This is a genomic window from Aeromonas sp. FDAARGOS 1418 (assembly GCF_019048585.1).
GTDB lineage: Bacteria > Pseudomonadota > Gammaproteobacteria > Enterobacterales > Aeromonadaceae > Aeromonas > Aeromonas caviae.
In genome coordinates, this window is sequence record NZ_CP077387.1 from 1,521,387 (window position 1) to 1,542,106 (window position 20,720).

At 58.9% G+C, this 20,720-nt stretch carries 22 protein-coding genes and 6 tRNA genes; 24 read left to right on the forward strand and 4 right to left on the reverse strand.

The window, feature by feature from the left end; translation table 11 throughout:
- Positions 1–27 precede the first annotated feature (27 nt).
- A complete protein-coding gene (locus tag I6L48_RS07320) occupies positions 28–456 on the forward strand; it encodes a DUF2753 family protein (protein WP_010672859.1) in 429 nt (142 codons plus the stop codon).
- Between the two features lie 2 nt (positions 457–458).
- Here I6L48_RS07320 and I6L48_RS07325 read toward each other — a convergent pair whose 3' ends face one another.
- Positions 459–1,208, reverse strand: coding sequence for an enoyl-CoA hydratase-related protein (locus I6L48_RS07325; RefSeq protein ID WP_162726148.1), 750 nt, complete (start codon positions 1,206–1,208; stop codon positions 459–461).
- Between the two features lie 89 nt (positions 1,209–1,297).
- On the opposite strand from I6L48_RS07325, the gene I6L48_RS07330 reads away from it, so the two are divergent.
- From I6L48_RS07330 to I6L48_RS07340, 3 genes are all read left to right on the forward strand, one after another.
- Entirely contained in the window at positions 1,298–1,744 is a 447-nt protein-coding gene (locus tag I6L48_RS07330) for a copper chaperone PCu(A)C (RefSeq protein ID WP_113069644.1), read from the forward strand.
- A 92-nt stretch (positions 1,745–1,836) separates the two neighbouring features.
- A complete protein-coding gene (locus I6L48_RS07335; protein WP_010672862.1) occupies positions 1,837–2,466 on the forward strand; it encodes a TIGR04219 family outer membrane beta-barrel protein in 630 nt (209 codons plus the stop codon).
- Positions 2,467–2,484: 18 nt separating this feature from the next.
- Positions 2,485–3,165: an SDR family oxidoreductase gene (locus tag I6L48_RS07340; protein WP_045523363.1), complete on the forward strand. Its 681-nt coding sequence runs from the start codon at positions 2,485–2,487 to the stop codon at positions 3,163–3,165.
- Positions 3,166–3,359: 194 nt separating this feature from the next.
- On the opposite strand, the gene I6L48_RS07345 is transcribed toward I6L48_RS07340, so the two are convergent.
- The 3 genes from I6L48_RS07345 to I6L48_RS07355 form a co-directional block, all read right to left on the reverse strand.
- Positions 3,360–3,989, reverse strand: a complete 630-nt coding sequence (locus I6L48_RS07345) for a PolC-type DNA polymerase III (RefSeq protein WP_039039479.1) — start codon at positions 3,987–3,989, stop codon at positions 3,360–3,362.
- 194 nt (positions 3,990–4,183) lie between these two features.
- A complete protein-coding gene (locus tag I6L48_RS07350) occupies positions 4,184–5,908 on the reverse strand; it encodes a proline--tRNA ligase (RefSeq protein WP_216987904.1) in 1,725 nt (574 codons plus the stop codon).
- A 136-nt stretch (positions 5,909–6,044) separates the two neighbouring features.
- Positions 6,045–8,054, reverse strand: coding sequence for a methyl-accepting chemotaxis protein (locus tag I6L48_RS07355; RefSeq protein WP_113069646.1), 2,010 nt, complete (start codon positions 8,052–8,054; stop codon positions 6,045–6,047).
- 232 nt (positions 8,055–8,286) lie between these two features.
- Between I6L48_RS07355 and ruvA the strand changes: the two genes are divergently transcribed.
- The 20 genes from ruvA to I6L48_RS07455 all read left to right on the forward strand — a co-directional run bounded on the left by ruvA (position 8,287) and on the right by I6L48_RS07455 (position 20,706).
- A complete protein-coding gene (gene ruvA / locus I6L48_RS07360; RefSeq protein WP_010672867.1) occupies positions 8,287–8,901 on the forward strand; it encodes a Holliday junction branch migration protein RuvA in 615 nt (204 codons plus the stop codon).
- 8 nt (positions 8,902–8,909) lie between these two features.
- Complete coding sequence (ruvB, locus tag I6L48_RS07365) at positions 8,910–9,920, forward strand: Holliday junction branch migration DNA helicase RuvB (RefSeq protein WP_041211014.1); 1,011 nt, start codon at positions 8,910–8,912, stop codon at positions 9,918–9,920.
- 10 nt (positions 9,921–9,930) lie between these two features.
- Positions 9,931–10,173, forward strand: a complete 243-nt coding sequence (locus I6L48_RS07370; protein WP_029313687.1) for a hypothetical protein — start codon at positions 9,931–9,933, stop codon at positions 10,171–10,173.
- Between the two features lie 686 nt (positions 10,174–10,859).
- Positions 10,860–12,416 (forward strand): cytochrome ubiquinol oxidase subunit I, encoded by a 1,557-nt coding sequence (locus I6L48_RS07375; protein WP_010672869.1) that lies wholly within the window; start codon positions 10,860–10,862, stop codon positions 12,414–12,416.
- A 12-nt stretch (positions 12,417–12,428) separates the two neighbouring features.
- Positions 12,429–13,565, forward strand: coding sequence for a cytochrome d ubiquinol oxidase subunit II (cydB, locus tag I6L48_RS07380; protein ID WP_010672870.1), 1,137 nt, complete (start codon positions 12,429–12,431; stop codon positions 13,563–13,565).
- 14 nt (positions 13,566–13,579) lie between these two features.
- Positions 13,580–13,696 carry a cytochrome bd-I oxidase subunit CydX gene (gene cydX / locus I6L48_RS07385; protein ID WP_005331536.1) on the forward strand — a complete coding sequence of 39 codons (117 nt, stop codon included), beginning with the start codon at positions 13,580–13,582 and terminating at the stop codon, positions 13,694–13,696.
- Complete coding sequence (locus I6L48_RS07390; RefSeq protein ID WP_039039483.1) at positions 13,683–13,994, forward strand: cyd operon YbgE family protein; 312 nt, start codon at positions 13,683–13,685, stop codon at positions 13,992–13,994. Before cydX ends, I6L48_RS07390 begins: the two co-directional genes overlap by 14 nt.
- 286 nt (positions 13,995–14,280) lie before the next feature.
- On the forward strand, positions 14,281–14,688 hold the full coding sequence (gene ybgC, locus I6L48_RS07395; RefSeq protein WP_010672872.1) for a tol-pal system-associated acyl-CoA thioesterase: 408 nt from the start codon (positions 14,281–14,283) through the stop codon (positions 14,686–14,688).
- On the forward strand, positions 14,678–15,364 hold the full coding sequence (tolQ, locus tag I6L48_RS07400) for a protein TolQ (RefSeq protein ID WP_010672873.1): 687 nt from the start codon (positions 14,678–14,680) through the stop codon (positions 15,362–15,364). Before ybgC ends, tolQ begins: the two co-directional genes overlap by 11 nt.
- Complete coding sequence (tolR, locus tag I6L48_RS07405) at positions 15,364–15,810, forward strand: protein TolR (RefSeq protein WP_010672874.1); 447 nt, start codon at positions 15,364–15,366, stop codon at positions 15,808–15,810. The genes tolQ and tolR overlap by 1 nt, the downstream gene beginning before the upstream one ends.
- A gap of 5 nt (positions 15,811–15,815) precedes the next feature.
- The gene (gene tolA, locus I6L48_RS07410) at positions 15,816–16,952 is read left to right on the forward strand and encodes a cell envelope integrity protein TolA (protein ID WP_113069647.1); all 1,137 of its coding nucleotides are present in this window, start codon (positions 15,816–15,818) and stop codon (positions 16,950–16,952) included.
- A gap of 92 nt (positions 16,953–17,044) precedes the next feature.
- Complete coding sequence (tolB, locus tag I6L48_RS07415; RefSeq protein ID WP_010672876.1) at positions 17,045–18,370, forward strand: Tol-Pal system beta propeller repeat protein TolB; 1,326 nt, start codon at positions 17,045–17,047, stop codon at positions 18,368–18,370.
- A gap of 48 nt (positions 18,371–18,418) precedes the next feature.
- Positions 18,419–18,943 (forward strand): peptidoglycan-associated lipoprotein Pal, encoded by a 525-nt coding sequence (pal, locus tag I6L48_RS07420; RefSeq protein WP_010672877.1) that lies wholly within the window; start codon positions 18,419–18,421, stop codon positions 18,941–18,943.
- Positions 18,944–19,100: 157 nt separating this feature from the next.
- A complete protein-coding gene (ybgF, locus tag I6L48_RS07425) occupies positions 19,101–19,910 on the forward strand; it encodes a tol-pal system protein YbgF (protein ID WP_041211017.1) in 810 nt (269 codons plus the stop codon).
- Positions 19,911–20,084: 174 nt separating this feature from the next.
- Positions 20,085–20,160: transfer RNA gene (locus tag I6L48_RS07430), tRNA-Lys, on the forward strand.
- Positions 20,161–20,192: 32 nt separating this feature from the next.
- A tRNA-Val gene (locus I6L48_RS07435) sits at positions 20,193–20,268 on the forward strand.
- A 48-nt stretch (positions 20,269–20,316) separates the two neighbouring features.
- Positions 20,317–20,392: transfer RNA gene (locus I6L48_RS07440), tRNA-Lys, on the forward strand.
- Between the two features lie 19 nt (positions 20,393–20,411).
- Positions 20,412–20,487, forward strand: a tRNA-Val gene (locus I6L48_RS07445).
- 48 nt (positions 20,488–20,535) lie between these two features.
- Positions 20,536–20,611 (forward strand) — tRNA-Lys (locus tag I6L48_RS07450).
- A 19-nt stretch (positions 20,612–20,630) separates the two neighbouring features.
- Positions 20,631–20,706: transfer RNA gene (locus tag I6L48_RS07455), tRNA-Val, on the forward strand.
- Positions 20,707–20,720: the final 14 nt, after the last annotated feature.

Consider the following 20,720-nt stretch of genomic DNA (forward strand, 5'->3'; position numbering starts at 1 on the left):
CCACTCGTGTCGGCAAAGGAGAGGAACATGGAACATCAGAACTGGCAACGTTACATGCTGGAGGCGGAGAATGCCCTTGGCATGGGGGCTCTGGGCACGGCGATCTGCCTCTATCAGCAGGCCCTGGGGGAAGTGTATGAGCTGGCCTCCGGGGATCTGGACGAACTGGCCAGCATGCGGGTCGCCACCTGTCACCGCATGGCCGACTTCTGGCGTGCCATGGAAGAGCCCGCCTATGAACTGCGCTACCTCAAGCTCGCCTCCGAGCTGGTCACCGCCCTGGTGCCCCAGTGCCCCAACCGGGAGTGCGAATCCCTCATCAGTGAGCTGGGCTGCTGCCGCGCCGCCCTGCTCTCCTTCTTGAAGCGCCACCCCAATCCGGAGATTGCCCGGCTTATCCAGGTGCAGGACAGGGTGCAGGGCTGCGAGTTGATAGGCCGGTTCCGTCTCAACTGAGTTCAGCGCCGTTTTTGCAGCTTGCTGGCGATGCGGCTTTGCGCCTCTTCCCCTTGCAGGGCCTGGGCGAAGGCGCGCGCTTCCAGGTCGATGACGAAATGCACCGCCTGTTTGAGCTCCTGCTTGAGCAGCGCCTTGCTCTTCTGGAGCGCCATCGGCGGCTTGGCCGCCAGTTTCAATCCTTGCTCCCGAGCGAAGGGGAGCAGGTCCGCCGGAGCCAGCACCCGGTTGGCGAGCCCGATACGCAGCGCCTCTTCCCCATCGATGGCCTCTGCCAGCAGCAACAGCTCCGCCGCCTTGAGGTGACCGACGGCGCGTGGCAGCAGCAAGCTGGCGGCAAACTCCGGCACCAGTCCCAGCTCGACGAAAGGCAGCTGCAGCCGGGCGTTGCCACCCAGATAGACCAAGTCGCAGTGCAGCAGCAGGGTAGTGCCTATGCCGACTGCCGGGCCGCCCACGGCGGCGATCACCGGTTTGGGGAAGTCCGCCAGGGTGTGCAGAAATTGCAGGATGGGGTCGTCCGGCTCAAGGGCGTGCTTGCCAACAAAGTCGGCCAGATCGTTGCCGGCGGTGAAGCACTCCGCCTGGCCCTGCAACAGCAGCACATGGACCTCTTCGTCCCAGGCGGCCTGGCGCAGTGCGTCGGTCAGCGCCAGATACGTTTCCGTGTTGAGGGCATTGCGCTTTTCCGGTCGATTGAAGGTCAGGGTGAGCAAGCCGTCCTGCTGTTCGGCCAGAATTGTGAGGGCCATGTCTGAATCCTTGTTGTCGGGGGCTGTCAAAAGCTTGCCACAGGGGTAAGCTTTGTCTCGTTTAACAACATCATAAAAGGATTTCAACCATGTTTAAACGTGCGTTTTATTCCACCATGGCACTGCTTCTGGCCGCCCCGGCCCTGGCCCTGGCCAAGGTCGACGCAGTCGATGGTTATGTGCGTCTGCTGCCCCCTGGCTCGCCGAACACGGCGGCGTTCATGGTGCTCAGGAACGATGGGGACAAACCGGTGAAACTGGTGGCGGGAGCGTCCCCTGAGGCGGGCCGTGTCGAGCTGCACACCCATTTGCACGAGAACGGCGTCATGAAGATGCGCCAGGTGGAGAGCATCGAGATCCCGGCCAAGGGGGAGGCCGTGCTCAAGCCCGGCAGCCTGCACATCATGTTGTTCGACATCCATACCCTGGCCCAGGGCACGCCCTTCCCGCTGACCCTGACCCTGGACAATGGTCAGACGCTGTCACTGAGCCTGCCCGTGAAGCCGGTCGAGCCCATGAAAGGGATGAAGCACTGACATTTATGGACGCTTGTTCAGCTTTTTACTCTAGGTATTCCTTGCCCAGCGGGTAAAATGATGGCCTTTCCAGTCCAAAATGGAGCGAAGTGATGAAGAAGACCCTGATTGCCGGCACTGTGATGGCTCTGCTCAGCCATGGGGCCATGGCCGCCAATGACTGGCGTTTTGCGGCGGGTGCCGATCTGTGGAATGCCCAGGGAAGTGGCCAGGTCAGCAGCGTGGGTGCCGATGGCAGCTACGACGAGAACTACAACTGGAGCGGCTACCTGCAACTGGAGCACGGCATCCTGCTGCTGCCCAACGCCAAGTTTGAAATGTCCGACTTCAGCAGCAGCGGTGGCAGCTTCAACAACGATCTGCTGGCTTACGACCTGAGCCTCTACTATCGCCTGTTCAACAACGATCTGTTCCAGATCGATCTGGGTCTGACCGGTCGTCGCTACGACGGTGATTTCAACACCCAGCACTACTCCTATGACAAGGATGTGCTGATGGCCTACACCGGGGGTGAAGTACGCATCCCGGGGACCGGCTTTGCGGCGTTTGGCGATATGCGGGTGCAGGATGCCGACAACTACGACTACCGTCTGGGCGGCTCCTACAAGTTCTCTTCCGTGCCGCTCAAGATCCGCGCCGGCTGGCGTGAGGCCGAGATGGACTTCGATCGCGTCGATCAGACCATCGACGGCTGGTTCATCGGTGGTGAATTCACCTTCTGATCTCCCTGAGGAGCACACATGGGCCACATCATAGTGACTGGCGCGGGGTCCGGACTGGGCCGCGCCCTGACCATAGGGCTGGTTGAACGCGGCCATCAGGTTTCCATGATGGGTCGCCGTTACCAGAAACTGCAGGAGCAGGAAGAGCTGCTCGGCAAGGCGGTGATCGGCATTGCCGCCGATCTGGCGCACCACGAAGAGGTGGATGTCGCCTTTGCCGCTGCGGTGGAGTGGGGCGGCCTGCCCGATATGGTGATCCACTGTGCCGGTGTCGGCGAGTTCGGCCCGGTGGGTGTCTACACCGCCGAACAGATCCGCCGGGTGGTGGAGAGCAATCTCATCTCCACCATACTGGTGGCCCAGCAGACGGTGCGCCTCATCGGCGACAAGGGCGGGGTGCTGGCGAATGTGCTCTCCTCCGCAGCCCAGACCGGCAAGGCCAACGAGAGCCTCTATTGCGCCTCCAAATGGGGCATGCGCGGCTTTCTCGAATCCTTGCGGGCCGAGCTGAAGAGTGCTCCCCTGCGACTGGTGAACCTCTATCCGAGCGGGATCCGCAGCGAGTTCTGGGAGAATTCGGATCACGTGGATTCGAGTGGCTTCATGACGCCGGAAGACGCGGCAGCCTACATGCTGGATGCGCTGGCCGCGAGAAGCAGCTGCCATGTGACCGATCTCTTCATCGGTCGCAATGCCTGAAGCGCCGTGAACCGGCCCCGTCGCCAGATGACAAGGAAACAAAAAGCGCGCCATTTGGCGCGCTTTTTCATTGATGTGCAGTGCTAAATTATCTGCTTGCCTGCCTCTCTTTACGCCGGGCCATCATGGATGTGAAGGCGGGTAAATTCAGTGCCGACATGGCATGGATGATTGATGATGCATGTCGGCACATATTATTTCCGAGTCGCATATTCACGCAGGAAGGATGGAATCACCTGTTTTGGCTTCTTGCCAAGGGTCAGCAGCAATTCAAAGTCCGGGTCGATAATGCCATGTCGACACGCCAGCTCTTCCAACAAGGCAAGCCAGAGGTGGGCCGTCACCTCTGCATCCGCCAGGGCACGGTGAAACACCCCATCATTGGGCAGACTCCGGTATTGCACCAGGGTACCCAGCTTGTGATCCGGGGCATCGGGAAACAGGCGCCTCGATAGCAGCAGGGAACAGGCGAACTGGCCGCGGTATTGCGCCGGCAATCGCTCTATTTCCGCATCCAGAAAGCGCTTGTCGAAGGAGGCGTTGTGGGCGACCAGATTGTCATCACCGATAAAGTCGACGAAATCCGCCATCACCTCGTTACAGGGGGGAGCCTGTTTCAGCATGGCATTGCTGATCCCGGTATATTGCTCGATGAAGCTGCTCACGTTGAAGCCCGGATTCATCAATGCCGAGAAACGCTCACTGATATGGCCATCCTTGATTCTGACGGCACCGATCTCGATGGCTCTATCCCCTTGTCCGGGTGAAAGCCCTGTGGTCTCGAAGTCGAGCACGACAACGGTATTGGCTGAGGCGATGGACATAACTTCTCGGGCAAGCTGGGTAAAGAGCGCCAGTCTAGGAAATCAGCCGTACCGTGTACAGGGCAATGCAGTTATCTCATTGGTTCACGCTGGAGACGCATCTTTGTGCATCATGGCTGAGAGCCATATAAAAAGCCCCGAATGCCGTGGCATTCGGGGCTTTCCTATGAAAAGCGAAAGGCGGTGTCGCGTTATCAGCGATCCAGCTTGGCCTTGAGCAGGGCAACGATCTCTTTGATCGCCACTTCCTGCTTCTCGCCGGAGCGGCGGCACTTGTACTCCACCACGCCGTTGTCCAGACCACGGTCACCGATGACGATGGCGTGAGGCACACCGATCAGCTCCATGTCGGCGAACATCACACCCGGGCGCTCCTTGCGGTCGTCAAACAGCACGTCCACACCGGCGGCTTTGAGCTCGGCGTAGAACTGCTGCGCCTGCTCGGCCACGCGCTCGGACTTGTGCATGTTCATCGGCACGATGGCTACTTCGAACGGGGCGATGGCATCCGGCCAGATGATACCGTACTGGTCGTTGTTCTGCTCGATGGCGGCAGCCACCAGGCGGGAAACCCCGATACCGTAGCAACCCATCTCCATGGTGACGGACTTGCCGCCTTCGTTCAGCACGCTCGCCTTCATCGCTTCGGAGTACTTGGTGCCCAGCTGGAAGATGTGACCCACTTCGATACCGCGCTTGAGCAGCAGCTTGCCCTGGCCGCACGGGCTCGGGTCGCCTTCCACCACGTTGCGCAGGTCGGCCACTTCATAAGCGGTGATGTCGCGATCCCAGTTGGCACCGGTCAGGTGGAAACCGGTCTCGTTGGCGCCGCAAACAAAATCGCTCAGATGGGCGGCGCTGCGATCGACGATGATGCGACCGGCAAAGCCGACCGGGCCGATGGAGCCTGCGTCGCAACCGGCGGCCGCTTTGATCTGCTCGTCATTGGCGAAGGTCAGCGGGTTAGCCACGCCAGAAAGCTTCTCGGCCTTGATTTCGTTCAGCTCGTGGTCGCCACGCAATACCAGGGCGATGACGGCCTGTTTGCCGTGCTCGTCTTCCTCGGCCAGTACCAGCAGGGTCTTGGCGATGGCGGTCGGCGCCACGTTCAGGAAAGCGGCCACTTCGTCGATGGTGTGGACGGCCGGGGTGGCCACCTTGGTCAGGGCTTTGGTTGCGGCAGCGCGCTCGCCAGCCGGTGCCAGGGCTTCGGCCATCTCGATGTTGGCGGCGTAATCGGATGTATCGGAGAAGGCGATCAAGTCTTCACCGCTCTCGGCCAGCACCTGGAATTCGTGGGAGCCGGTGCCCCCGATGGAGCCGGTATCGGCCTGCACCGGGCGGAAGTTCAGACCCATGCGAGTGAAGGCGGTGCAGTAGGCCGCGTGCATCTTCCCATAGGTATCGACCAGGGAGGCCTTGTCGATGTGGAAGGAGTAGGCATCCTTCATTAGGAATTCGCGGCCGCGCATCACGCCGAAACGGGGGCGCACTTCATCGCGGAACTTGGTCTGGATCTGGTACAGATTCAGCGGCAGTTGCTTGTAGCTGTTCACTTCGTAACGGACCAGCGCGGTGATCACCTCTTCGTGGGTCGGGCCCAGCACGAAGGGGCGGTTGTGACGGTCGGTCAGGCGGCACAGCTCGGGGCCGTAGTCATCCCAGCGGCCGGACTCCTGCCACAGCTCGGCGGGCTGTACCACCGGCATGGACACTTCGACGGCACCCGCATTGTTCATCTCTTCGCGGACGATGTTTTCAATCTTCTTCAGGACCCGCAGGCCGGTCGGCAGCCAGGCGTACATGCCGGAAGCGAGTTTGCGGATCATCCCGGCGCGCAGCATCAGCTGGTGGCTGACAACTTCAGCGTCGGAGGGGGTTTCCTTGAGAGTGGAAAGCAGATATTGGCTGGTACGCATCGCGGTAGACCTTCGCTAGTTCGGGCGGCTTGGCCCTGGAAAATTTCAAGTGCGGAATTTTAACAGGCGAAGTCCCCCGGCCCAAGGGCTAAATTCAGCTGCGCTGGGGTAGGGCGGGGGCCTTGCCCCGCCCGCACTAGACCCGAAATTGCGACAGCAACTGCTGTTGCTGCTGGCTGGCCTGATGGAGGGAGGAGGCCAGTTGCAGGCACTCCTGGGCTTCCTGTTCGCCGGTCTGGGCCTGCAGGCTGATATCCGAAACCTTGCCCGTGGTGTGCCCCAGGGTGTGGGAGAGCTGGCTGGTCGCCTCTGCCACCTGTTGCACCATGTCGGCGAGCTGATCGATGGCCTCTTCTACCTTGAACAGGATCTGCTTGGTGTTGTCGGAGTCCGCCATACCCGATTCCACGGTTTTCAGGTTGCGTTGCATCATCAGATAAGCCTGCTCTGTCTGCTGCTGGATGCTGTTGATCACATCCGTTATCTCGGCACTGGAGGTGGCGGTGCGATTGGCCAGGGTGCGCACCTCGTCGGCCACCACGGCAAAACCGCGCCCCATCTCGCCCGCCCGGGCGGCTTCGATGGCGGCATTGAGTGCCAGCAGGTTGGTCTGCTCCGAGATATTGCTGATGGTGGAGATGATCTGGCCAATCTGCCCTGCCTGCTCCTTGAGGGCGTTGATGGCGGTGGCACATTCACCCACCTCCATGACCACCCGCTGCATGCCGGCGGTGGCGGAGGAGACATACTGGCTGCTTTGCGTGGTGAGCTGGCGTACCTCGTTGGCGTTGTGTGCCGCCAGGTTGCAGTTGTCCGAGATGGTGGTGGCCACCTGCACCATCTGCTCGCTGTCGTGGTGCAGCGCCTGGGCATGCGCAGCGGTCTGGCGGCTGCTCTGGCTGATTGCCTGGACCCGGTTGACCGAGGTGTGCACGTGCTGGTTGATGTGCTGGTTGTTGTCCATGGTGGCGCTGATCATCTTCTGCAGCTTCTCGATGAAGCGATCCACGCTGCCGGCCAGGGAACCAATCTCATCGTCGCGTGAGAGGTTGATGCGGGCATTGAGATCTCCTTCCCCGGCGGCGATGTCCTGCATGCGCTTGTCGACCTGGAGTAGCGGGCGAACAATGGTGCGAACCAGCCAGAAGCCGCAGCAGGTGACGATCAGCAGGCTGAGCAGCAAGCCCCCCAGGATGAGTCCCCTGGTGTAGTCGATGATGGCGTTGAGCTGGTGAACCTGATCCTCGACGGTGGCGTCCCCCTGGGCCTCGACCTCGACCAGCGCCAGCCTGAGCTGGTCGGCACTGTGTTCGTAACGGGCCAGCTGGTTCTGATAAGCGCTCAGGGCTGTGGTCCATTCACGGATCAGGCGGGCATTGTCGGCTTGCAGGGCGCGATACTGGGTGGAGAGCATTTGGCCTGCAAACTCCCCGTCACCGGGCACATCGAACTGGCCGGTTGCCAGCATGCCGTCAACCGCGTCCTGATAGAAGCGGGTGGCTTGTGCCAGCTCGTCCTGGATGGCAGGAGTAGGGCCTTCGCTCTGCATCTTCTCCAGCGCATAGAGCTGGCGCAAGAATCCGATGTTGGCCTCCATGCCGCCATCGGCCGCCTGCCAGCGGGTCGCGAGGCCGCCGTTCCAGCTGATGGCCTGATCCGGTGAGCGGGTGAGGCTCTCGACGGCCTCGTCACCGATCACCTCCAGCCTGGTGGAGAGGCGTGACATGCGTTCCGAACTGGCACGCAGCGCCTCATCGGCGCTCGTGAAGGTGCGATAGAGGGTCAGCAGCTGTGCCTGCTCTTGCTGATAGGTCTGCTCATGCTGCTTCAGCGTGGTGATGGCTGCCGCATCGATGAGCCCGCCTTGCTCCACCCGGCGCAAAGCGTCGCTGGCCGCCTCTTTTGCCCGTTGCAGCTCCGGTGCGTCGAGGGGGATCCCCGAGAGCATTTTCTGGATATAGAGCGACTGGTTGCCGAGTTCGATGGAGCCCTCCATGGCACCATCTGCCGTCTGCCAGGCGGCACCCAGGACGTAGGAGAGCAGATCAGCCAGCCGCTGGCTGCCATACCAGCCGATCCCCCCCATGCCCAGGGTACAGCCGAGCAGAATGGTGAGTCCGAGGTTGGATGTGGTGACGATTTTCATGATTCAAGCCTTCCCTGGTGCCGAACAAGACCATTTCAGTGTTCAATCAATGACGAAGATGTGCCATCCCCGATGGAAAATAAAGTGACAGACTGTGTTCTGAACGAGGGAAATGGCCGGGTATGAAGAGCTGATCATCCCATGATCTGCATGGACCTATGCTGGATACTTATCCAGTTATTCTTTATGCTATGACCCAATTTGCGAGAGTCTGCGTGGCGAGGAAAAGAACATGATCGGTCGCTTGAGAGGCGTCATCATCGAGAAGCAACCCCCCGAGGTGTTGCTGGAAGTCGGAGGGGTGGGATATGAGGTTCATATGCCCATGAGCTGCTTCTATGATCTGCCCGAACTCGGGAAGGAGGCCGTCATTCACACCCACTTCGTGGTGCGTGAAGATGCCCAGCTGCTCTACGGCTTCAACCACAAGCAGGAGCGGGCGCTGTTTCGCGAGCTGATCAAGACCAACGGGGTCGGCCCCAAGCTGGCACTGGCCATTCTCTCCGGCATGACGGCCACCCAGTTTGTGATGAGCGTCGAGCGCGAGGAGATAAGCTCCCTGGTCAAGTTGCCCGGCGTGGGCAAGAAGACCGCCGAGCGCCTGGTGGTGGAGATGAAAGACCGCCTCAAGGGCTGGGTCAGCCACGATCTCTTCTCCCCGGCCGAAATCACCCTGCCCGCGAAAGAGAGCCCGCTGCGTGCCCCAGATGCGAGCGAGGAGGCGGCCAGTGCACTGGTGGCCCTCGGCTACAAGCCGCAGCAGGCCAGCCAGATCGTCAGCAAGGTGGCTGCCGACGGCATGTCGGTAGAGGAGATCATTCGTGAATCCCTGCGCAGCCTGGTGTGAGGTAGACAATGATTGAAGCGGATCGCCTCATCTCGGCCGGTGCCGCCCGTGAGGACGAGATCATCGATCGGGCCATCCGGCCCAGAAAGCTGGCTGATTACACCGGACAGGATCATGTCTGCGATCAGATGGAGATCTTCATCGAGGCCGCCCGCCAGCGCGGGGAGGCCCTCGATCATCTGCTGATCTTCGGGCCTCCCGGCCTTGGCAAGACCACGCTGGCCAACATCGTCGCCAACGAGATGGGGGTCAACATCAAGACCACCTCGGGCCCCGTGCTGGAGAAGGCCGGCGATCTGGCGGCACTGCTCACCAACCTCGAACCGAACGATGTGCTCTTCATCGACGAGATCCACCGTCTCAGCCCGGTGGTGGAGGAGGTGCTCTACCCGGCCATGGAGGATTATCAGCTCGACATCATGATAGGGGAGGGGCCGGCGGCCCGCTCCATCAAGCTCGATCTCCCTCCCTTCACCCTGATCGGTGCCACCACCCGGGCCGGCTCCCTCACCAGCCCCCTGCGGGATCGGTTTGGCATCGTGCAGCGCCTCGAGTTTTACAACGTCAAGGACCTGACCGACATCGTCTCTCGCAGCGCCCGCTGCCTCGGGCTCGACATGACGGAAGACGGCGCTCTCGAGGTAGCCCGTCGCTCCCGGGGGACACCGCGGATTGCTAACCGTTTGTTAAGGCGGGTACGAGATTTTGCCCAGGTGAAGTCTGACGGGCGAATTGACGGACCCATTGCGGCCCGAGCCATGGACATGCTGGACGTGGACAACGAAGGTTTCGACTTCATGGATCGCAAGCTATTGTTGGCCGTCATCGACAAGTTTATGGGGGGGCCAGTCGGGCTCGACAACCTGGCCGCCGCCATCGGTGAGGAGAAGGACACCATAGAAGACGTGCTGGAACCTTATCTGATCCAGCAAGGCTATCTGCAACGTACACCCAGAGGGCGGATCGCAACTCAGAGAGCCTACGCACACTTTGGCCTGGAACGACCGGCAGATCAGTAGACGTTGCGATATGAACCAAAAAGCCGCCCTTGAGGCGGCTTTTTGTTTTGCGGGCAAAAAAAAGCCCACGGCACAGGCGGTGGGCAAAGACAATTCAGGATGGATGTTCACAGACAGTGAGCGCGTCTGCAGACCGGTCGGGAAAAAACAGAGGAGCCGTCGCGAGGCTTCAGAGTCGGTTCATTTGATAGAGTTGAACGAAAGAAAGCTTGTAGTAACGGATGGTCTTGGCAACAAACTTTTTCATCATTAATCCCAACAAACAGGTTCGAAATGTTCATCGAATACGTACCGGGAACCCGGAATGACCGGCCTGTATTCAGAGGTATGCCCTCACTGCGAGGCGCATTGTAGGAGCTCTTTCCGGGTGGGGCAAACAAGAAAATCTATGGGCTTTTAATTAGATAAACTAATGACTTTGGTGGGGGTGTCAATCCGCATAAACATGTGTTTTTACTGGGTTTAAATTGATTTTTGGATGAGCCTGGCCATTTATTGAAATAATCGAGACGCGAAGGCTTTATTCCCGGGGTTGTGTATTTGTTTAACAGAATTGAAACTATTTTAGTGAGTCATAAAATTGATTTAAATCAATTATTTACGACTTGGTGTTTTTTGTGATGAAGCTCCCATAATTAATGGGAAAAGCCCTATAAGTTACCTTGAAAAAACATGTATTGAGGGTGGTTTTACATTGATTTCAATCAAATAAAGGTGATATAAAACAGCGATCATTATAGGCGGGAATAGAACCCTGGTTATTGTTTATTAGATGTTAAACATTAGCTTTTTTTGTTCCTGTATATTGCCTTGTTGTTAATGTGGTGGCAGTCGAATCCGGTCAGTCCGCGAGGGGTGACCGACCGTTCGGGGACTTCCAATGGAAGCTTTGTCCTTAAAACTTAAAATAGCCGTGCCAATAATCGGTGAGGAAACATCATGATTGCTGAGCATGTGGTAGACCTATCGCGGTTCCAATTTGCTGCGACGGCCCTTTATCACTTCCTGTTTGTACCCTTGACGCTGGGGATGGCCTTCATCCTGGCGATCATGGAGTCTGTCTATGTGATGACCAACAACACAGTGTACCGGGACATGACCAAGTTCTGGGGCAAGTTGTTCGGTATCAACTTTGCCCTCGGGGTTACCACCGGGCTCACCATGGAGTTTCAGTTCGGTACCAACTGGGCTTACTACTCCCACTATGTCGGCGACATCTTCGGGGCCCCGCTGGCCATCGAAGGCTTGATGGCCTTCTTCCTGGAGTCCACCTTCGTCGGTATGTTCTTCTTCGGTTGGGATCGTCTCAGCAAGCGCCAGCACCTGGCGGCTACCTGGCTGATGGCGCTCGGGACCAACCTCTCCGCACTCTGGATCCTGGTCGCCAACGGCTGGATGCAGAACCCGGTGGGTGCCGAGTTCAACTTCGAATCCATGCGCATGGAGATGGTGAGCTTCGCCGACCTGGTGTTCAACCCGGTTGCCCAGGTCAAGTTCGTCCACACCGTGGCGGCAGGCTATACCACGGGCGCCATGTTCGTGCTCGGGATCTCCTCCTATTACCTGCTGAAGAATCGTGATGTAGCGTTCGCTCGTCGCTCCTTCGCCATCGCGGCCGCGTTCGGCATGGCCTCCATCCTCTCCGTGCTGGTGCTGGGTGACGAGTCCGGCTACGAGACCGGGGAAGTGCAGAAGGTGAAACTGGCGGCCATCGAGGCCGAGTGGAACACGGAGCCGGCTCCGGCATCCTTCACCCTGTTCGGGATCCCGAACCAGGAGGAGATGCGCACCGACTACGCCATCAAGATACCCTATGCCCTCGGCATCATCGCCACCCGTTCCCTGGACGGTCAGGTGACTGGTCTCAAGGATCTCAAGAGCGAGCATGAGCTGCGCGTGCGCAACGGCATGACCGCCTACGACCTGCTGACCAAGCTGCAATCCGGTGACAAGTCCGACGATACCCGCGCCCGCTTCGACGAAGTGAAGCAGGATCTGGGCTACGGTCTGCTGCTCAAGCGTTACACCCCCAACGTGACCGACGCCACCGACGAGCAGATCAAGGCCGCCGTGGATGACTCCATCCCGCAGGTACTGCCGCTGTTCTTCGCCTTCCGCATCATGGTCGCCTGCGGCATCCTGATGCTGGTGCTGATCGGTCTGGCCTTCTATGACAGCACCCGCCACAAGATCGGCGAGCGCAAGTGGCTGCTCAAGGCGCTGTTGTACGGCATCCCGCTGCCCTGGATCGCCATCGAGGCTGGCTGGTTTGTCGCTGAATATGGTCGTCAACCCTGGACCATCGCCGAGATGCTGCCGACTTATGTCTCTGCATCCAACATTCCTGCGTCCGAGATCTGGTTCTCTCTGATCGGGATCTTCCTGTTCTACACCGTACTGCTGATCATCGAGATGTACCTGATGTTCAAGTATGCGCGCCTGGGCCCAAGCAGCCTGAAGACGGGCAAGTACCACTTCGAACAGAGCAAGGCATAAGGAGAGTGACCCATGTTTGATTACGAACTGTTGCGTCTGGTCTGGTGGGTGCTGGTCGGCGTGCTGCTGATCGGGTTTGCCATCACCGACGGTTTCGATATGGGGGTGGGCGCCCTGCTCCCCTTCGTCGGCAAGAAGGATGTGGAGCGTCGCGTGATGCTCAACACCATGGGGCCGCATTGGGAAGGCAACCAGGTCTGGCTGGTGACCGCCGGTGGTGCCCTGTTTGCCGCCTGGCCCATGGTCTATGCGGCGGCCTTCTCCGGCTTCTACATCGCCATGATCCTGACCCTGATGGCGCTGTTCTTCCGTCCGGTCGGCTTCAAGTACCGCTCCTTGCAGGAAGATGCCAAGTGGCGCTCCAACTGGGACTGGGCTCTGTTTGCCGGTAGCGCCATTCCCCCTGTCATCTTCGGGGTGGCGTTCGGCAACCTGCTGCAGGGTGTACCGTTCAGCTTCAACCAGTTCCTGATGATGACCTATCACGGCAACTTCTTCGGTCTGCTCAATCCGTTCGGCCTGCTGGCCGGTCTGGTGAGCCTCTTCATGATCATCACCCAGGGTGCAACCTGGCTGATGATGAAGACCGAAGGTGAAGTGCTGGCGCGCTCTCGCACCGCCGCCATGATCTTCTCCCTGCTGACCCTGGTGCTGTTCGCCCTGGCCGGTGTCTGGGTGAGCGGCATGGATGGTTATGTGATTGTGGGCTCCGTCGCCACCGACGCCGTCACCAACCCCCTTCACAAGGAAGTGGTGGTGCAGGCCGGTGCCTGGATGCAGAACTACAACCTCTATCCCTGGATGATTGCCGCACCCGTGCTGGGTCTGGTGATGTGTCTGCTGACCGCCGTGGCGGCCAAGCTGGACAAGGGGTGGGTGGCGTTCCTGTTCTCCTCCCTGGCCATCGCCGGCATCATCCTGACCGCAGGCTTCTCCATGTTCCCGTTCGTGATGCCCTCGAGCCTCGAGCCGTCCCAGAGCCTGACCATGTGGGATTCCACCGCCTCCTTCAACACCCTCAAGGTGATGACGGTAGTCGCAGTCGTCTTCGTGCCGACCGTGCTGGCTTACACCATCTGGACCTACATCAAGATGTTCGGCCGGGTGAGTAACAAGCACATCGAAGACAACCAACAATCGCTCTACTAAGAAGGTGCCCTGATATGTGGTATTTCACCTGGATCCTGGGGCTGCTGCTGGCCTGTGCGTTTGGGATTATCAATGCGCTCTGGCTGGAGCACACCGAGAACCTGGATCGTCAGATTGATGAAGACAAGTGACAGGCTCGCCCGGCTGGCCGCTCCTCTGGAGCGCCAGCCATGGCAAGGTCTGATGCTGCTGGCGGCGGCCCTGCTGGCTGTCGCCATCTTGCAGGCGCCCAACCTGGTCGCGGCCAACACCAGTGAGCACGGCCTCTGGCTTGCACCCTGGCTGATGTGGGCGGTCTGTTGCGGTGTCATGCATGGACTGGGGTTTCACCCGCGCAGCCTGGTGGGTCGCGTGCTGTTCTTCCCCTGGCTAGCACTGCCCAGCCTGCTTTGCGGGCTCTGGCTGACCAGCAGCTACTACCTGCCATAAATGATGAAGGAGGTCGGCATCAGCCCACCTCCTTCTTCTTTTTTGAGGGGCGTGCCGTCGCCCGGTCAGAGCGACAGAACCTCGCTTGTCACGCCGCTCGCAGCCACTGCTCTTGTCCGCTTTTCTTGCGATGCTGACAGCCCTGTGGTCTTCGGCCTGTCGGCGCCGCAGCACGCCATAAAAAACAGGGGGAGACGGGATTTCCCTGTCTCCCCCTGCTTCTTTCCTATTCAGCGCTGCGCTATGATAGCCCCCCATCTGACTGTCGAATGGATCACAGATTTTTATGGGGGAAGTCTCTGAGTTTCCGGTGCGTGTCTACTACGAAGACACGGATGCCGGAGGCATCGTCTACAACGCCAATTATCTCAAGTTTATGGAACGGGCCCGCACCGAATTCCTGCGCGCAGGCGGCATCGAACAGGATGTCCTGCTGCAGGCGGGGATCGCGTTTGTGGTGAGTCGCACCGAAATCGACTTCCGCGCGGCGGCCCGCTTCAATGAACTGCTGACCGTAATGACGCAAGTAACTGAAGTGAAACGCGCTTCCATGCGTTTTTCACAGCAGATCCTGGCGGCTGATGGACGGCTGATCACTCAGGCCATGGTACAGATCGCCTGTGTCAGTCATCCGCAAATGAAACCTGTTGCAATACCTGAAAAAATCAAGGGAGTGCTGTTAAGTGCACGCTGAAATTTCGTTTATTGGCCTGTTCTGGCAAGCCAGTCTGTTGGTGAAACTGGTCATGATGACCCTGATGGGCATGTCGGTCGTCTCCTGGGCGCTGATCATCCAGCGCTCCAAGGCCATCAAGGCGGCCAACCTCGCCTCGGAGCAGTTTGAAGACAGATTCTGGTCCGGGGTCGACCTCAATCGTCTCTACCAGGAGTCCTCCTCCCGTCGTGACGACATCGAAGGCATGGAAGACATCTTCTACTCCGGCTTCAAGGAGTATGCCCGCCTGCTCAAGGCCGGTGCCCGTGGTCAGGATGCGGTGATGGACGGTACCTATCGCGCCATGCGAGTCTCCCTGTCCCGAGCAGTGGACGATCTCGAGTCCAACCTGCCGGTCTTGGCGACCATCGGCTCCATCAGCCCCTATATCGGTCTGTTCGGTACCGTCTGGGGGATCATGAACGCCTTTATCGCTCTGGGTCAGGTTCAGCAGGCGACCCTGCAGATGGTGGCACCGGGTATCGCGGAGGCGCTGATCGCCACCGCCATGGGTCTGTTTGCCGCCATCCCGGCCGTTATCTTCTACAACCGCTTCACCAACAAGGTCGAACGGCTGGAAAATGCCTACGCCAACTTCATGGACGAGTTCACCACCATTCTGAACCGCCAAATCGCACAGCAGGGTGAGAAGTAATGCAAACCTATCAGCGGCTCAAACGCAAGAAGGTCGCCGAGATCAACGTGGTGCCCTATATCGACGTCATGCTGGTGCTGCTCATCATCTTCATGGCGGTCACGCCCGTGATCACGCAGGGGGTCAAGGTCGACCTGCCCCAGGCGGAGTCCGAGCAGTTGCCGGAAGACTCCAAGCCGCCTTTCATCGTCAGCGTCAATACCGAGGGTGAGTACGTCATCAAGGCCGGCGAGGCGGATGACGAACCCGTACCGAGCGGCACCCCAGAGGCGATGCAGCAGTACATCACCGAGAAGGCCATGGGCTATCTGGCCATCAACCAGAACGCGCCCGTGGTGGTCGCCGGCGACAAGTCCGTGCGCTACGAGGAGGTGATCCTGCTGATGGTGGCCCTCAAGAAAGCCGGTGTGCCTCAGGTTGGTCTGATGACGGATCCGGTGAACTGACGGAGATGGATGTGAAGCGTGGTATTTCCGGTTATCTCGTCGCGTCGCTGCTGCTGCATCTGATCATCGGCATCATCCTGCTGGTCGGTGTCGACTTCAGCAAACCCAAGCGCCCCGAGTCCAAGGGACAGATCGTCAATGCGGTCATGATGGACAGCGAAATGCTGGAGCAGCAGATGCAGCAGGTCCAGCAGCAGAAGCAGGCCCAGCCCAAGGCTGCACAGCAGCAGAAGGACAAGGAAGACGCTGAGCGCGTCAAACGCGAGCTGGCACAGGAGCAGGAGCGTCTGCGTATCGCTGAGACCAAGCGCAAGCAGGCCGAAGAGGCGACCCGCAAGGCCGAAGCCGACAAGCAGAAGAAAGAGGCAGAACAGAAGCAGGCGGAAGAGAAGGCCCAGAAAGCCGAGGAAGCCCGCAAGCTGGAAGAGCAGAAGACCAAGAAGGCCGAAGCCGAACGCAAGGCGGCGGAAGAGGCCAAGGCGCTGGCGCTCAAGAAGAAAAAAGAAGAGCTGGAGAAGAAGCAGGCTGAAGAGAAGGCCAAGGCGGAAGAGGCCAAGGCCAAGAAAGCGGAAGCCGAGAAGAAGGCCAAGGCCGAAGCCGAGAAAAAGGCGAAGGCGGAAGCCGAGAAGAAAGCCAAGGCCGAGGCCGAGAAGAAGGCGAAGGAAGAGGCTGACAAGAAGGCAAAAGCTGACGCAGAGAAGAAGGCGAAGGCCGAGGCCGAGGCCGACAGAAAGGCCAAGATTGAGGCGGAGCGCAAGCGCAAGGCGGCCGAAGAGGCCAAGTTGCAAAAAGAGATGGAAGCCATGATGGAGCAGCAGCTGGCCGCCGAGGCCAATGCGCGCAGTCAGGCAGCATCGGCAGCCGCCAAGGGCGAGGTCGACAAGTATGCCGCCCTCATCAAGGCCACGGTCGAGCGCTACATGATTTTGGATCCCACCATGCGGGGCAAAACATGTACTATCGGTGTCAAGTTGGCCAGTAGCGGCTTCGTCATCTCGGTGGACAACGGTCAGGGTGATCCGGCGGTCTGCCGCTCCGGCAAGGCGGCGGTGCTGAAGGCCAACCAGTTGCCGGTGCCGAAGGATCCGGCGGCATTCGAGATGTTGAAGGAGTTTAACCTCAAGTTAGAACCGAGCATCTAAGCGTGATAGAACGGGGTCAATGACCGTGGTTGGCAGCATCTGCTGATAAAGGGATTTCACCTCTCATTTTTTTGGAACAGAGTATTTAAGCCATGATAAGAAAAGTGTTTTTTGCTTTGGTTGGCTGCCTTCTGCTAGGCCAGAGCGCTCAGGCGGCCTTGGACATCGTCATCACCGGCGGTATCGACAGTGCGCGCCCCATCGCCATCGCCCCCTTCAAGTGGGAGGGCAATGGCCAGTTGCCGCAGGATATCGCGGAAGTGGTCTCCAACGACCTGATGCGCAGCGGCAAGTTCAAGCCGCTGGCCCGTGGCCAGATGCCGCAGACGCCGAGCACCAGCGGCGAGATCAACTTCGCGCCCTGGGCTTCCCAGGGGGTCGAAGCCGTGGTGGTCGGCTCCATCGCCGCCGTGGGTGATGGCACCTACAAGATCAACTTCGAGCTGGTCGACGTCCTGAAAGGCCAACTGGCCAAGACTCAGGGCGGTGAAGCGAACGGTTACATCCTGGACAGCCGCATGGCGACCATCCCGGGTGCCCAGATGCGCCAGTTTGCCCACCGCATCTCCGACATCGTCTACGAGCGTCTGACCGGTGAGCGTGGTGCCTTCCTGACTCGTCTGGCCTATGTCTCCGTGCAGCAGGGCACCCAGTTCCCGTATCAGCTGCGGATCTCCGACTACGACGGCTACAACGAGAAGACTCTGCTGCGCTCCCGTGAACCCCTGATGTCCCCGGCCTGGTCGCCGGATGGCAGCAAGCTGGCTTACGTGAGCTTCGAGAACCAGAAGTCCGAGATCTATGTGCAGGACATCTACACCCAGCAGCGCAGTCTGATCACCAGCTTCCGTGGCATCAACGGTGCGCCGGAGTGGTCTCCAGATGGTCGTCGTTTGGCTATTGTTCTGTCCAAAGATGGGCAGCCTGACATCTATGTCGTTGATGTTGCTAGCAAGCAACTCACTCGAGTCACAAATAACCGCACCATCGACACCGAACCCTCCTGGATGCCGGACGGTCAAACTTTGCTGTTCACCTCTGAACGTGGTGGCAAACCCCAGATTTATAGCGTAAATTTGGCGACTGGCATGACTCGCCGGATGACCTGGGAAGGGGATTCCAACCAGGGGGCATCCATCACACCGGACGGCAAGTCCATGGTGATGGTGACCCGGGTTCAGGGACAATATCGCATCGCTCGCCAGGATATGGAAAATGGAGCCATGCTGGTACTGACCCAGAGTGCTCTGGATGAATCGCCAAGTGTGGCTCCCAATGGCAGCATGATCATTTATGCCACCATCTATCAGGGTCGTAAGAGTCTTGCATTGGTGTCGACCGACGGTCGCTTCAAGGCAGTGCTTCCGACCAGTAGCGGTGAAATTCGTGCACCAGCTTGGTCGCCCTTCTTGAATTGATAAAAATCGATTGTTTTTTGTTTTGTTATAAAGGTTTAAGGAAATAGCATGCAACTCAATAAACTGCTCAAGGGTCTGGCCATCGCACTGCCACTGTTCACCCTGGCTGCCTGTAGCTCCTCTTCCGACTCCGACGCCGCTGGCGCCGAGTCCGGCATGACTGACGGCATGGGCGGTGTACAAACCGGCGGCGCCAACGGCATGTTGTCCCCGGAAGAGCAGATGCGTCAGAAGTTCGAAGCGCTGCAACGCGACAACGTGATCTACTTCCCGTACGATGGTTACGACATTCAGGGTCAGTACGCCGACCTGCTGGATGCCCACGCCAGCTACCTGCGTGAACGTCCGAGCGTCAAGGTACTGATCGAAGGCCACGCCGACGAGCGCGGTACGCCGGAATACAACATCGCGCTGGGTGAGCGTCGTGCCAAGGCTGTTGCCAAGTATCTGCAAACCCTGGGTGTGCAGGCCGAGCAGCTCTCCATCGTCAGCTATGGCGAAGAGAAGCCGCTGGATCTGTCCCACACCGAGGAAGCCTTTGCCAAGAACCGCCGTGCGGTCCTGGTTTACTAAGGTTTGAGTCGAACGACGTTCGTTTATATGCAAGCGGCCATTTCGATGGCCGTTTTATTTGCACTAAACGTCAAGGTTTGATCCGAATGAAATCTGTATCAGCGAGCGACTATGCGCTGGCCGTTTTATTTGCACTAAACGCTAAGGTTTGATCCGAATGAAATCTGTGTACAAGCAAGCTGGTGTTGCGCTGGCCGTGTTGGTTGCTTTGAATGCGCAAGCAGCGGCACCCGTGAGCGATCTGAGCGGGGATTCTGGCAGCAGCGGCGTAGTGCTGAGCGGCAACAATGGTGCCATCGTACCGACCGGCAGCCTGGAAGACCGGGTTGCTCTGCTGGAGCGTACCCTCAACGCCCGTCTGCGTCTGCAGGCCGAACTGCAGCAACAGGTCGACTCCCTGCAAGGGGAGGTCTCCGAGCTGCGTGGTCAGCTGGAACAGCAGACCTACCAGATGGAGCAGTCCCAGGAGCGCCAGCGCCAACTCTACCAAGAGCTCGACAAGGTGGCCAACAGCCAGCCTGCCGCCGCGCCCGCAACACCTGCTGCAGGTGCTGCAACGCCTCCTGCCGCGGCTGCCAACTACTCCACCAACCAGGATGAGAACCAGGCCTACGACGCGGCCGTGAACATGGTGCTCAAGGAGAAGAACTACGACAAGGCCATTCCTGCCTTCGAAGGGTTCATCAAGCAGTTCCCGAACTCCAGCTATGTTCCCAATGCCCACTACTGGCTTGGCCAGCTGATGTTCAACAAGGGCGACAGGGCGGGGGCCGCGAGCCAGTTCTCCACGGTGGCGAACAAATACAGCAAGTCACCCAAGCGGGCCGATGCCCTGCTGAAACTCGGCATGCTCGCCCAGCTTGACGGCAAAAAAGCAGAGGCCAAGGCCTTCTATGAGCAGGTGATCAAGGGTTACCCCAACACCTCGCCGGCCCAGCTGGCCAAACAGAGTCTGGCCAAGCTGTGACATTGCTGCATGTCACTGTTTTCGTAACACTCTTGTAAATACCGCCGTGCTTTGTATGCGCAGTGAACAATCAGATTTAATTTAAGATTTTTCTATTGCGCCAGGATGATAAATCCGTAATATAGGCCGCCGTCAGAGCCGGAGCAGTAATGCAGTCGGCGCTGGTCGTGGTGAGGGTCGTTAGCTCAGTCGGTAGAGCAGTTGACTTTTAATCAATTGGTCGCTGGTTCGAATCCAGCACGACCCACCATTTCTTCACAGCAGGTGAAGACAATATTCCCAGGTCGTTTAGCTCAGCTGGGAGAGCACCTCCCTTACAAGGAGGGGGTCACTGGTTCGAGCCCAGTAACGACCACCATGTTGTAACACTGGCCGCCACATGCGGTTGGTAAAAAGTTCAGGATGTGGGTCGTTAGCTCAGTCGGTAGAGCAGTTGACTCTTAATCAATTGGTCGTAGGTTCGAACCCTACACGACCCACCACTCTGAACATAGAATCCCAGGTCGTTTAGCTCAGCTGGGAGAGCACCTCCCTTACAAGGAGGGGGTCACTGGTTCGAGCCCAGTAACGACCACCATGTTGTAACACTGGCCGCCACATGCGGTTGGTGAAAGGTTCAGGATGTGGGTCGTTAGCTCAGTCGGTAGAGCAGTTGACTCTTAATCAATTGGTCGTAGGTTCGAACCCTACACGACCCACCACTCTGAACACAGAATCCCAGGTCGTTTAGCTCAGCTGGGAGAGCACCTCCCTTACAAGGAGGGGGTCACTGGTTCGAGCCCAGTAACGACCACCATGCTTTAAAAATGA